The 12,937-nt window shown below is 74.3% G+C and carries 12 protein-coding genes and 1 riboswitch; of the genes, 1 reads left to right on the top strand and 11 read right to left on the bottom strand.

The window, feature by feature from the left end:
• Positions 1-3: 3 nt before the first annotated feature.
• The 11 genes from GA0070622_RS15650 to aztB form a co-directional block, all read right to left on the bottom strand.
• Positions 4-630 (bottom strand): LysE family translocator, encoded by a 627-nt coding sequence (locus GA0070622_RS15650; RefSeq protein ID WP_245666328.1) that lies wholly within the window; start codon positions 628-630, stop codon positions 4-6.
• Positions 627-1,139, bottom strand: coding sequence for an acyl-CoA thioesterase (locus tag GA0070622_RS15655; RefSeq protein ID WP_091573973.1), 513 nt, complete (start codon positions 1,137-1,139; stop codon positions 627-629). The genes GA0070622_RS15650 and GA0070622_RS15655 overlap by 4 nt, the downstream gene beginning before the upstream one ends.
• Positions 1,140-1,267: 128 nt before the next feature.
• Positions 1,268-1,476, bottom strand: a riboswitch (cobalamin riboswitch).
• A gap of 69 nt (positions 1,477-1,545) precedes the next feature.
• Positions 1,546-3,009 (bottom strand): PepSY-associated TM helix domain-containing protein, encoded by a 1,464-nt coding sequence (locus GA0070622_RS15660; RefSeq protein ID WP_091573974.1) that lies wholly within the window; start codon positions 3,007-3,009, stop codon positions 1,546-1,548.
• Positions 3,010-3,146: 137 nt separating this feature from the next.
• On the bottom strand, positions 3,147-5,288 hold the full coding sequence (locus GA0070622_RS15665) for a bifunctional copper resistance protein CopD/cytochrome c oxidase assembly protein (RefSeq protein ID WP_245666330.1): 2,142 nt from the start codon (positions 5,286-5,288) through the stop codon (positions 3,147-3,149).
• Positions 5,289-5,338: 50 nt separating this feature from the next.
• A complete protein-coding gene (locus tag GA0070622_RS15670; RefSeq protein WP_091573975.1) occupies positions 5,339-5,917 on the bottom strand; it encodes a copper resistance CopC family protein in 579 nt (192 codons plus the stop codon).
• 26 nt (positions 5,918-5,943) lie between these two features.
• On the bottom strand, positions 5,944-7,176 hold the full coding sequence (locus GA0070622_RS15675; protein ID WP_091573976.1) for a Dyp-type peroxidase: 1,233 nt from the start codon (positions 7,174-7,176) through the stop codon (positions 5,944-5,946).
• Positions 7,173-7,763, bottom strand: a complete 591-nt coding sequence (locus GA0070622_RS15680; RefSeq protein ID WP_091573977.1) for a copper chaperone PCu(A)C — start codon at positions 7,761-7,763, stop codon at positions 7,173-7,175. The genes GA0070622_RS15675 and GA0070622_RS15680 overlap by 4 nt, the downstream gene beginning before the upstream one ends.
• A gap of 186 nt (positions 7,764-7,949) precedes the next feature.
• The gene (aztD, locus tag GA0070622_RS15685) at positions 7,950-9,131 is read right to left on the bottom strand and encodes a zinc metallochaperone AztD (RefSeq protein WP_245666332.1); all 1,182 of its coding nucleotides are present in this window, start codon (positions 9,129-9,131) and stop codon (positions 7,950-7,952) included.
• 80 nt (positions 9,132-9,211) lie between these two features.
• Entirely contained in the window at positions 9,212-10,123 is a 912-nt protein-coding gene (gene aztC / locus GA0070622_RS15690) for a zinc ABC transporter substrate-binding protein AztC (RefSeq protein WP_091573979.1), read from the bottom strand.
• Positions 10,120-11,280, bottom strand: coding sequence for a hypothetical protein (locus tag GA0070622_RS15695; RefSeq protein ID WP_245666334.1), 1,161 nt, complete (start codon positions 11,278-11,280; stop codon positions 10,120-10,122). The genes aztC and GA0070622_RS15695 overlap by 4 nt, the downstream gene beginning before the upstream one ends.
• 29 nt (positions 11,281-11,309) lie before the next feature.
• The gene (gene aztB, locus GA0070622_RS15700) at positions 11,310-12,188 is read right to left on the bottom strand and encodes a zinc ABC transporter permease AztB (protein WP_091573981.1); all 879 of its coding nucleotides are present in this window, start codon (positions 12,186-12,188) and stop codon (positions 11,310-11,312) included.
• Between the two features lie 47 nt (positions 12,189-12,235).
• Here aztB and aztA point away from each other — a divergent pair, with 47 nt between their 5' ends.
• Complete coding sequence (aztA, locus tag GA0070622_RS15705; RefSeq protein ID WP_091573982.1) at positions 12,236-12,895, top strand: zinc ABC transporter ATP-binding protein AztA; 660 nt, start codon at positions 12,236-12,238, stop codon at positions 12,893-12,895.
• Positions 12,896-12,937 lie beyond the last annotated feature (42 nt).

A 12,937-nucleotide genomic window follows, 5' to 3' on the forward strand; every position in this document is an offset into this window, starting at 1 on the left:
ACGTCAACCGGCAGCCAGCCGGATTCCCAGCGCGACGAACGCCACGGCACAGACCCGGTCGACCCGCCGCGTCCAGCGGCTGTCGCCCCACCGGCCGGCGATCCGGCCGGCGCCCAGCCCCAGCGCCAGGTCGACGGTGAGCTGCACCGCGACGAAGAGCGCGCCGAGCAGCACCAGCTGCGCCGCCACCGGCCCTTCGCCGGGCCGGACGAACTGCGGCAGGAACGCCACGCTGAACAGGATCATCTTCGGGTTGAGCAGGTTGGTCAGCAGACCGCGCAGGAACGCCCGGCCGGCCCGCCCGTCGGCCCGGTCCGCCGAGGCGTTGGGCCGTCCGGCGTCGCGCAACGCCCGCACCCCCAGCACGACCAGGTACGCCGCGCCGGCCCACCGGATCGCGGTGAACAGCACCGGCGACGCGGCGACCACGGTGGCGAGCCCGGCCACCACGGCGGCGACGTGCACCGCCTCCCCGGCGGCGACCCCGAGCGCGGCCACCGCGCCGGCCCGGGCGCCGTACCGGGCGGCGTTGGCGAGCACGAACATCATGTCCGGTCCCGGCGTGAGCATGAGCAGCACGATCGCCGCGAGGTAACCCGCCAGCACGGCCGGCGGCAGTCCGGCCGTCACGCCTCGCCCCCGCCGTCGAGCAGCGCCCGCCGCAGCGCCAGCCGATGCTCCCGGCGGATGTGCGCCTCGCGGTAGCGGCGCCGGTCGCCGTCGGTCTCGGGGCGCAGCGGCGGCACGGCGCGGGGGTGGCCGTGGTCGTCCACGGCCACCATCACCAGGTGCGCGGTGGCCACGTCCACCGGCGGCACCGCCCGGTCCCAGCGGTCGGCGCTGACCTTCACGGCCACCTCCATCGAGCTGCGCCCGGCCCAGGTGATGCGGGCGTCGACGTGGACCACGTCGCCGACGCGCACCGCCCGCAGGAAGGCCGTCTCGTCGATGGCGGCGGTGACCGCCGGTCCGTCGGAGTGGCGGGCGGCGACCACGCCGGCCACCGAGTCGATCAGGTTGAGGATCCGACCGCCGTGCACCGTACCCATCAGGTTGGTGTGGTGCTGGTCCATGATCTGCGACAGGGTCAGGTGCGAGGCCGACGGTGGTCGGCCGGTGAGCGTGCTGGTGTCGGGCACGTGTGGTTCCGTCCTCGCGAAGCGGGCCGCCGACCGGGCGGGGCGCATCGTCGAGGGCACGCCGACGGTTCGCGTCCGGCGTGTCACCCGCCCGACCCACCCGCGAGGTCGACGGCAGCGCGCACCGGTCGGTGCGCGCGGCGCGGGCAGGTCTTCGGACTCGCGGGCACGACACGAGGTCGCCTACTGGCCGTCGCTTCCCGGGCCGGGTGGCCCAGTGCTGATGACGGCGGTCGTTCCCACTCACCGCTGCGGGGCAGTCCCGGACTTCCACCGGGTTCCCTCTTGCGACACCCGGCCGGGGCCGACCGGGTGAACCAGCGCTGCCGGCAGCGTAACCCAGCACCTTCGGGCCGCCTGGCCCGCCCGGCGGCCCCGGGTGGAGGGTCGCCGGGCGGGACGCCGGTCAGCTGCCGGCCGGGGCGGGTGACACCGGGACGCTGCGCCGCCGGCGCGCGAGCAGTCCGGCCAGGGCGTCGACCACCAGGAAACCGAGCAGCGTGCCGCCGAACCAGGGCAGCGCCCAGCCGAGCGCCGCCACCATCGGCACGCCGACCAGCAGCGCCCACCACGGCGTGCCGCGCCACGCGCCCCGGGCCGGCGGTGCGCCCAGCGGCGCCCGGCGGTCGGCGCGGGTGGGCCGGCGCTGCCACCACATCCGGTAGCCCCAGACGATGACGCAGAGCAGGCCGAGCGCGAGCGCGGCGAGCAGGACCTGGTTGACCGGACCGAGGAGACGGCCCATGTGGGCCTGGATACCGAGCTTGCTGAGCTTCGCCAGCAGCGGCCAGTCGGTGAAGTCGCTGCGCGCGGTCACCGTGCCGCCGGCCGGGTCGACGGCCACCCGGTCGTACGCGACCGGCCAGGTGTCGTCGGTCTGCGCGACCGTCCAGGCGGCACCGTCCTGCGCCGCCGGTGCGATCTCGACCGGGCCGGACAGGCCGGCGGCGCGGGCGGCGCCCAGCACCCGGTCGTACGTGGCCGGGTCGGCCGCCGGCGCGGTGGCCGTTGCGCCGTGCTTGTGCTCCCCACCGCCGGTGGCGGGCGGCGCGCCGTCGAGCGCGGTCGAGATCTCCGGGGTGCCGGCGCGCAACGCGTCCAGCCCGGCGCCGAAGTTCGCCCCGGCATAGCGGGACCAGGTCAGACCGGTGGCGGCGAGGAAGAGCAGACCCACGGTGAGCCAGACGCCGGTGGTGGCGTGCCAGCCCCGGGTGCGGCGTACTCCCCGGCCGGCGGACAGGTCGGGCACGAGCAGGTGCCGGGCGCGGGCCCGGCCGGCGGCGCGCCGGCGCCACCACAGCACCACACCGCCCAGCGCCAGCACCCACAGCCAGCTCGCCGCGATCTCGGAGTAGTGCCGCCCGACGTCGCCCAGGTGCAGGTTGCGGTGCAGGTCGTCCAGCCAGGTGGTGGCCGGTGTCGACCCGAACCAGGTGGTGAGCTGCCCGGCCACCTCGGCGGTGTACGGGTCGACGTAGACGGTGTGCTGCCGGTCGCCGAGATCCTCCTGCGCGAACACCACCTGCGTGGTCCGCTCGCCGGCGCCGGGCTGCACCGAGGTCAGCGTGCCGTCCGGGTGCGCGGCGCGGGCGGCGGCGATCTGGTCGGCGAGCGGTCGCGGCTGCCCGCCGACCGCGGTGACGGTGAGCTTGTCGCCGTAGAGCGCGGCGTCGAGCTGCGGCGTGATCGTGTACGCGAGCCCGGTGAGCGCGGCGACCAGCAGGAACGGCGCGACCAGGACGCCGGCGTAGAAGTGCAGGCGGGTCAGCAGGGCCGTCAGCGGCGCGGGCCGGCGGGGCGGTCGGGCGGCGTCCGGCGGTGTGGCGGGGGAGTCCGGCGCGCGGTCGCCGTGCAGTTCGGTCACAGACATCAGGGCAACTCCGATCGGGAAACAGGAATTGGGGAACGGGCCGGCCCGTGCCCGTCGAGCCGTGCCGGTGTGCGCGGTTGCCGTCTCCGGGTGAATGGTCGGACCGGACCGCGCGGAAGTTCCCGCCGATGCTCCGATCAGTTGCGGTCGGCGCGGCGCGCGGTGGCGGCCAGGAACGCGTTGTAGCGGGCCAGCTCGTCGTCCTCGCCGGTGACCTCGGCCCGGTCCGCGGCCCGGTCGAGGCGGCGCTGTTCGCGCTCGTCGGCTCGGATCCACTGTCGGACCAGCAGGACCATGACCACGGCGGCCGGGATCTCGCCGAACGCCCAGGCGATGCCGGCGCCCAGTTTCTGGTCCGCCAGCGGCGACGACGCCCATTCGGGATGGACGCCGAGGTACCAGTCCGGCGCGATGACGGTGGTGGTCTGCATGAGCGCGAGTCCGAAGAAGCCGTGCGCCATCATCGCGGCCAGGTGGATGAGCACCAGGATCGGGTGGGGCACCCGGGGTCGGCCCGGGTCGACGCCGATGAGCACCCAGAACAGCAGGTAGCCGGAGACCACGAAGTGCCCCAGCATGGCCAGGTGCCCGAGGTGGGAGCGCATCAGCGTGCCCAGCAGGTCGCTGAAGTAGAGGCCGAAGAGGCTGGCGGTGTAGATGCCGAGCGCCACCACCGGATGGGTGAGCAGCCGGGTGAGGCGACTGTGCAGGGCACGCAGCAGCCACTCCCGGGCGCCCCGCACCTGCGCGTCGGCCGGGCGTCGCAGCGCCCGCAGCGCCAGCGTGACCGGTGCGCCGCCGACCAGCAGGATCGGCACCAGCATGGACAGCACCATGTGCTGGGCCATGTGCGCGCTGAACAGCACGTACGCGTAGCGGGCGAAACCGAGGCCGGTGGCGGCGGCCAGCACCAGCAGGCCGCCGACCCAGCTCGCGGTGCGAGCCGCCGGCCAGTGGTGTCCGGCTCGGCGCAACCGGCGGACCCCGGCCAGGTAGGCGGCGATGCCGACCACCGTCACGGTGAGGAAGAACAGGTCGGGCAGCGGCTGCCCGAGCAGGTGCGCCGCCGTGGGCGCGGCCGGCATGCCGAAGCCCAGCACCTCGGTCACCGGGTCGGCGTCGACCGGCTCGGCGACCGGCGTCGGACTGCGCGACAGCGCCACGGCCAGGCCGACCGTCGCGGCGAAGACCATCAGCTCCCCGGCGGCCAACCGCGCGAACGCGCCGCGCCGCCCGGCACGAAGACCCGGCAGGGTACGCGTGCGGTGCGCCGCGCCGATCAGCCCCAGCACCACCAGCGCGGCGAGTTTGCCCAGCACCAGCCACCCGTAGCGGGACTGCCACAACTGGTCCACCGCGCCGAGGCGTACCGCGGCGTTGGCCAGGCCGCTGACCGCGACGGCGACGAAGCAGGCCAGCGCGAGCCGGCTGTACCGCGCGGCGGCCCCGGGCAGGTGCCGGCTGCGCCGGATGCTCAGCAGCGCGGCCAGACCGCCGGCCCACAACGCCGCCGCGAGCACGTGCAGGGCGAGGCTCGACACGGCGATCTGGTGGTTGCCCGCCCCGGCCGCGTGCCCGGTCAGCGCCGGCGGCAGCAACCCGACCAGCGCGACCGCCGACGCGAGCGCCGCCGTGCCCCGGGACACGCCGACCCGGGCCGCCACCGCCGCCACCGCGGCCAGCCCCGCCTGCGCCAGCAACGAGCGGCCCTGCGCGATGTCGACGCCGAAGCTGACCACGCTCGCCGCACCGAGCCGGTCCAGTGGCACGCCGAGCAGGTCGGAGACGGTCAGCACCAGCAGCGTCAGGCTCGTCACGGCCCAGCCGGCCGCCGTCAGGCCGGCGCGGCGCAGCAGCAGCCAGCCGTGCGCGGACACGCTCGTCCCGTCGCCGGGCAGCAGGAACGCGGCGGTCACCGCGAAGCCGACGGTGAGGGTGGCGAGCGCGTCGGCGATCAGTCGCACCGGCGGCAGCGCCCAGGTGGTGACCGGGCCGGGATCGGGCAGGCCGGGGATCGCGGCGGCGAGCGCGCCGCCGAGGCGCAGCGCGAGCAGCAGCACGGCCACCGCCGCACCGGCCGCCACCAGTCCGACGAGCCACCCACCGGCCGCCGGGCCGGCTCGCCCCGGGCGGCCTGGCCCGGCCTGTTCCGGGCGGTCCGGCCCGGCCTGTTCCGGGCGGTCCGGCCCGGCCTGTTCCGGGCGGTCGGGCCCGGCCTGCTCCGGGTGGCCGGTGTCGGGCAGGGAACGGGGTGTCGGGGACGGCGTGGGCTGGTGCACGGTGCGGACCTGACTTCGGACGGGACGCCGGGTTCGGCCGGCGTCGTGGTTCAGGAGGCGCGGCGGCGTCGGAACAGCAGCAGGGCCGCGCCGGCCACGGCCACGACGACGACCACGCCGGCGGCGAGCAGGACGGCCGGCGGGCCGTCGTCACCGCCGGCCGCGGCGGACGCCGGACCCGCGGCGGTCGATGTCGGACCCGCGTCGCCGCCGGTCGTGGCAGCCGCCGGTGCCGGCACGGCCGCGGCCGCCGGGTCGGCGACGGTGAACCGGTACGAGCCCTGCACCGGGTGGCCGTCGGCGGAGACCACCCGGTAGGCGACGGTGTAGGTGCCGTTGGCCAGCGGCTCGTCGACGGAGATCGTCCCGGTGGGACCGTCGACGACGGGGGCGCCGGTGGGGACCTTCCGTTGGCCGGAGTCGCTGAGCACGATGGTGGTGAACTCCGGGTTGAGCTGCTGGAGGAACCGCAGCGTGACCGTCGTCGGCGCGGCGGTCAGCCGGGCGTCCTGGGCCGGCGTGGCCGCCTGGAGCGTGTTGTGCGCGGCGGCCGGCGCGGCCGGCGCCAGCAGCAGCGTGGCGGCGGCGAGCAGCGCGGCGAGGAACGCGGCGGCGGATCGGGTACGCATCGGGGGAGGAGCCTTCCTGGTGGTGGTCAGCCGAGCACCTGCTGGCCGACCCAGCCGCCCTCCGGGCAGCCGGGCGGGACGGCGAACACGGCGGAGCCGATCGGGGTGGTCCACTCGTTGAGCAGGTCCCGTTCGGCCAGCCGGCGCTGGATGGGCAGGAACTGCCGGGCGATGTCGGCCTGGTAGGCGGCGAAGACCAGCCCGCTGTCCGCGTGCCCCTCGGCGGTCGGGACGCCGTCGTAGTTGTAGGGCCGGCGCAGGATCTTCAGCCGGTCGTCGGTGACCCGCGCCCGGGTCAGGTGGGAGAAGTCGGGGATGACGGTGAGCCCGTCCGGCCCGAGCGCGGCGAAGTCCGGCTCGTCGTGCTCGGCGGTGCCGGTCAGCGGCGCGCCGGTGTCCAGGCGCCGCCCGACGGCGATCTCCCGGTCGGTGCGACCGAGCAGGTCCCAGGTCTCCAGGTTCATGCTGATCCGGCGGACGACGAGCGTGGTGGAGTCGCGCAACCAGTTCGGTCCGTCGGTGACCCACACGGCGGTGTCGGCGGGGGTGCCGGGTCTCGGGTTGGCGGTGCCGTCGAGCTGGCCGAACAGGTTGCGCTGGGTGCGGCCCGGTTCGGCCCCGGCGGCCCGGCGGAAGCCCTGCTGCACCCAGCGCACCGTGGCGAACGGTCGGCTGTCCTTGACCAGGACGCGCTGGGCGTGGGCGACGGTGAGCGGGTCGTCGGCGCAGATCTGCAGCAGCAGGTCCCCACCGGACCAGCGGGGTTGCAGCCGGTCGATGCGGAACGCGGGCAGGTCGGCCACCGACGGCGGCCGGCGGTCGGCGCGCCCGGCGGCGGCGTAGAGGCCGGGGCCGAAGCCGAACGTGACGGTCAGCCGCGCGGGCAGCAGGCCGAGTTCCGGCTCGGTGTCGGCCAGCGCCGGGCGGCCCCGGGTGAGCCGGGCCGCGTCGTCGGAGAGCAGCCGCAGCATCCGCCCGAGCGCGGCCCGGTCGACGCCGGGCTTCAGGGTGAACGCGACGAACGCCGCGTGCGCCTGCGGTTCGGTGGTCACGCCGGACTGCCGCACGCCGTGGAACGACTCCACCGCGCTGCCGACCTGGGCCACCGGGACGGGCTCGGCGGGGCGTACCCGGGGATCGTCGGGTCGGGCGACGGCGATCGCGGCGCCGCCGGCGAGCGCGCCCCCGGCGGCGACGGCGCCGCCGGTGAGCAGGCCGCGCCTGCTCACCCGGCGGCCCGTGGGGGAGCCCTCGGTCATGAGGCCGGGCTCATGCTCATCTCCGGCATCGGGGATTCGCCGTGGCCGGGGGCGTAGGACTCCTGGGCGCCGGTGAACGGCTTCGCCACGGCGGTGAACGTCTGGGTGCGACCGTCGGCGAAGGTGAGCGTGAAGCTGAGTTCGTCGCCGGCCTTGACCGGCTGCTTGAGGTTCATCAGCATCAGGTGGTCGCCGCCCGGCTCGAGAGTGGCGCTGGAGCGCGCCTTGATCACGATGCCGCCCGGCTTGGCCTGCATGACCATCTTCCCGTCCTTCATGGCCATCTCGTGCAGTTCCATCGGGGAGACCTCGGTGGCCGCCCCGGTGATCGTCAGGTCGGCGTCGCCGTCGTTGACGAGGGTGCCGAACGCCGCGGTCATGCCCTTGTCGGCGGCCTTCACCCACGGGTCCCGGATGCCGAGCACGCCGGCCGTCGCGCCCGCGGAGGCCGAGGCATTCGTCGAGGCCGACGGGGCGGCGGTCGTCGGGTCGTCGGACGACCCGCAGGCGGCGACGGACGCGGCCAGGAGGGCGGCGGCGATCAGGGCCGCCGGGCGCAGGAGCCGGCCGCTGGTGGTGCTGGGCATGACGGTGTCCCCTCGAAGATCGGTGTTCGTCCGGTTGGTCGGATCCGAGGGGTGGAAAGTTCCAGCCGGTGGGATCGATCACCTCGCCCGCCTGGCGGGTCGGGCACGACGCGTCGCGCCGGGGGTGCCCGCGAACGCCACCGGCGGTGGGGACGAGGTTCGTCCTCACCGCCGGCGAACGGGAGGTCAGTGCGCGGACACCGCGCCGCTGATCTCGTTGGGAACCGCGTCGAGCGTCACCGATCCGACGACCCGGCCGGTGGTGAGGTCGAGGCGGTGCACCTTCCTGGTGGCGGGCTCGGTGACGTAGGCGTCGTCACCGCGGACGAACAGGGCCGGGCGCGGTTCCTGCCACTCCATCGGCTCCTTCCACGCGCCGACCACCGGCCACGAACTGGTCAGCTTCCCCGAGGCGGGATCGACCACGTGCAGCTTGCCGTCGGTGCCGAGGATGAGGCCCTCGCCCTGCGGGCCGCGGGCCAGGGAGCGGAAGCTGTAGCTCACGCCCTCGGGCATCGGCACGACCTGGATCTTCCGTGCGGCCGTGTCGATGAGCGCGAACTGCTCGGGGAACTCACGCTCCGCGTCCGGCTCGACCTTGTAGTCGCCGAGCAGGACGGCGGACTTGTCACTGCCGGCCTGGGTGGCGACGGCGCCGTACGCACCCGCGCTCTTGACCTTGACGAAGGCGCCGTTCTCGAACAGCAGCACGCCGTCGGTGCAGCCGAGGCCCACGGTCTCACCCTGGGCGACGGCTTCGCCGTGCACGCCGGGGCACTCCTCGCTGCGGGCGATCTCCTTGCCGTCCTTGTCCAGGGCGATGGCTCCCGGGCGGGACTCCTCGGTGCCGAGGGTCACCACCAGGGTGCCGTCGGCGAGTTCGACGGCGACGCCGTGGTGTGGCTGGGCGGTCCTGTACCGGCGTCCCTCGGGCTTGCCGTCGGCGAGCTTCTTCGGGTCGAAGCTGTGCACCTCGCCGGTGCCGTCGGTGAACAGGATGGTGCGGTCCCCGTGCCGCACCACGTGGCCGGGCTTGGCGCCCGGGTAGCTGACGTCGGTCATCCTGCCGGCGGCCGCGTCGAGGACCCGGAACCCGGACTCGGTGGAGACGAAGACGCCGGTGTCGTCGCCGGCCGGGTTCACCCGGTTGAAGCCGGGCAGGGCGACGGTGTGCGCCACGTTCAGCGCCTCGCCGTCGAGCACGTAGATACCGCCGTCGTAGGTGATCGCCACCGGCTCCTTGACCGAGGCCGCGGCGGACGATCCGGCCGACGGTGCGGTGCCGTCGTCCGACTCGGACGCGCACGCGGTGAGCGCCAGCGCAGCCGCCACCAGGGCGGCCGCGCCGTTGGTTCCACGATGCCTCACGAAGTTCCCCCTCAATTAAAACTGACAACCATTTTCATTAACGTACACGGGGAGCCCACCGGCCCGACGTCCGGGGTGTCTCAGGTGGAGAGGCCGCCGACGATCGCCTCGGCGTTGAAGCGCATCATCCCCAGATAGCTGGGCGCGTCGCCGTCGGTGTCACTGAGCGACTCCGAGTACAGGGCGCTCACCTTCACGCTGATACCGGCCTCCGAGGCGAGCACCTCGGCCAGCCTGGCCGGTTGTGAGGTGTCGACGAAGATCGCCGGCACCCGGTGGGCCCTGATGGCGGTGACCAGCGAGGCGAGATCCGACGAACTCGGTGACGCGAGCGTGGTGCCGCTCGGGATGATCGCGCCGACGACCGTGAAGTCGTAGCGATCGGCGAGGTAGCCGAACACGTGGTGGTTGGTGACCAGGACCCGGCGCTCCGGGGCGATGGCGGCGAAACGTCGCGCGAGATCCGCGTCCAGCTCACGCACCTTCCCGCCGTAGGCCTCCGCGCGTTCCCGCACCGCGCGGGCGTCCACCCCGTGGACGTGCTCGACGATCTCGTCGGTGAGCAGCCGTACCGCCGTGGCCACCCGCGCCGGATCCGTCCAGAAGTGCGGATCGGGCAGACCGGCGGCGTCGCCGTCCTGGTACTCCATCGCCTCGATCCGGGACCCGACCTCGACGCTGTGGACGCCCTCGGCCTCCGCCGCCTCGACGTGGCGCAGGACGCCCTCCTCGAGCCCGAGTCCGTTGTAGACGAGCAGGTCGGCCGTCTGCATGGTGTGCGCCTCCCGGGCCGAGACGGCGAAGGAGTGCGGGTCGGCGTCGGGTTTCATCAGCACGCTGACCTCTGCCTGGTCGCCGACGATCTCGGTGACGACGTCGCCGAGGATGTTCGTGGTGACCACGATGCGCGAGGTGTCGGGTGAGGCGCAGGCGGTGCCCCCGGTCAGCAGGGCGCCGGCGAGAAGCGTCACGAGGACCTTCCGTGCTCTCATCGACCGACCTCCACCATTAGATCCGGTCGGTCGGCGACCGTCAGCGTGCGGGCGGTGCGCAGCCGGTCGCGATAGTCGATCTCATGGACGACGCGGGCCTCCGGGTCGGTCAGGTAGGCGCGGTCGACGTCCAGCGTCACACCGGTGGCGCGCAGCGGGCGCTCGGCGAGGATCCTGCCCGTTTCGAGGTCGAGGCTGATCAGCCGGTCGGAGGTGTCGAGCGCGAGCACCGTGCTCGCGTCCGCGGGTGAGGCGGCGGCCACCAGTTCGCGGCCGGCGACCGGCACGTACCGGAGGGTGGCCTTGGCGGCGTTCACCGACCAGATGCCGCTACGGTCCGCGACCGCCGCCTCGTTGCTGCGCGGGCGGTAGCCGAACCTGCCTGGTGAGACCGGGGTACGCGGGGAGGTCAGCACCGTGGCGGTGAGGTCGTCACCCGCCAGCTTGACCCGTACGACCTCGTCCTCACACGCGATGACCGCACCGCCACGCAGGACGGCCCACCCGCGCGGTGCCGCGCAGGGTGCCTCGAGGGCGCCGGTGGGCCGGCCCGTCGCGTCCATGGCCACGATCCGGTCGGCCGGACGCCGGGGATCGTCGCCGACGGCGACGAGGAGTTGCCCCGCGTACGGCACGGCCAGCGGTGTGGAACTGCTCGAGTCGATCGTGGCCAGTTCGCTGATCGTGCCGGTCTCGAGTGCGCGTCGGTCGAGGACCGTCACCTTTCCGTCGGCGGTGCCGACCGTGGTGTGGGTCCCGAAGCCGGCGATCGTCCGGATCGGGGCGTCGAGCGACAGCGTGCCGACCGACCGGGACGGGGCGCGGTAGTAGTGGACGTGGTCGGCGTGGTCGACGGTCCACACCCCGCCGTCGACGATCTCCAGGGTGCGGTCACCGTCGTCGACGTAGACGAAGCGGCCGTCCTCGGTGACCCCGGCGGCGGGGACCGACAGGGCGATGTCCTTCTCGGCGGCGCTGGCCAGGTCGAGCAGGCCCAACCGCCGCCCACCGCGAGTGGCGTACGCGATGGCCGGTTGCGCCTCGGCCAGCTCCTCGGCGCCTTCCACGTAGCCGTGCGGCGTCTCGGAGGCGTCCGGTGGCCGGCGTTCCGGCGAGCCACAGGCGGAGACGGCGAGCGTGAGGCCCAGAGCGGTCACGCCGAGGAGCCTTCCGGTGGTGCTGAAGATCACGAACTTCCCTTCGGTACGGAAACGGGGGGTGGTGCGAGGGCCGGTGACCGACGACGTCGCGTCGCGGCCGTGACCCGGCTCGCGCCGAGAATCGCGAAGAACGTTCCGGCGGCCACGGCGGCGACGGTGGCACCGGCGGCGGTCGCCGCGTACCACGAGATCCACAGACCGGTCACGGTCGCGGCCGAGCCGATGCCGAAGCTGGTGAGCATCACCACCGGGAGCCGCCGTGCGACGAGCATCGCCGCGGCCGACGGCGCGATCAGCATGCCGAAGGCGAGCAGGGTGCCCACGACGCTGAAGGCGACCGCCATCGTGACGGTGAGCAGGGCCAGCATGACCGCGTTGGCGAGGTCGGGACGCAGGCCGAGGGTCCGTGCCCTGCGCGGGTCGAAGGTGAGCGCGAGGAACGGCCGGTAGCAGGCCGCGGAGACCACCGCGACCACGGCGACCGCGGTGGCGAGCAGCGCCAGGTCAGGCCACCGGATGGCCAGGACGTCACCGAACAGGAACGCGGTCAGGTCGGTGGCGAATGACCGCGAGTGCGAGACGACGATCACCCCGACCGAGAGCATTCCCACGAACAGCAGCCCGATGCTGGTGTCGCGCCCGAACTCGCGGCTGTGCCGCAGGGCGTTGACGCCGACCGCCATGGCGAACGCGCTGGCGGCGGCCCCGACGACGAGATTGCCGCCGACGATCGACGCGACGGCGACGCCGGGCAGCATGCCGTGGCTCATCGCCTCGCCGAGGAAGGTCATGCCGCGGGCGATCACCCACACACCGACCAGGGCGCACGCCGCTGCCAGCAGGACGCCGCCGATCAGGGCGCGGACGACGAAGGACGCGGTGAACGGTTCGAGCAGGGACGCCATCACCGGCTCGACTATAGTGCAAACGAAAACCGATTCCATTAGGGGGCATGGTGGGCACCGAGATCCTGACCGTCGAGAACGTGGCCTTCCGGTACGCCGGCACCCCCGTACTGCGGGACGTGAGCCTGCGTGTGGACGCCGCCTGCACGGTTGCCGTGACCGGCGCGAACGGCTCCGGCAAGAGCACGCTGCTGCACCTGCTGGCCGGTGTCGAGCAGCCGGCCGAGGGCAGCGTTCGGCGGCGCGCCGGCTGCCGGCTGGCCCTGCTCCCGCAGCGGACCAGCGGCATCGACGCGCTCCCGCTGACCGTCGCGGAGTGCGTGCAGATCGGCCGGTTCCGGCCGCGCCGACGGCTGGACCGCGACGACCGCCTCGCGGTGGGCGCGATCCTGGAGCGGCTGGACCTCGCCCGGCTGGCCCGGCGACGGCTGCGCGAACTGTCCGGCGGGCAGCGCCAGCGCGCCCTCGTCGCCCAGGCTCTGGTCCAGGCCGCCGACGTCTTCGTGCTCGACGAACCGACGGTCGGCCTCGACGCGGAGAGTCGGCGGCGCGTCCACGACCTGCTCGGTGAGCGGGCTCGCGCCGGCGCGGCGGTGGTGTACGCCAGCCACGACACCGCCGACGCCACACTCGCCGACCGCACGCTGCGGCTGCCGGGCGCCGGGGATCGCACCGTCGCCGACACCACTCCGTTGATCCGAAGATGAAAACGACAACCGAAAGCGATACCGTGTCGCGACCTGCTCACG

The organism is Micromonospora sediminicola, assembly GCF_900089585.1.
Lineage (GTDB): Bacteria > Actinomycetota > Actinomycetes > Mycobacteriales > Micromonosporaceae > Micromonospora > Micromonospora sediminicola.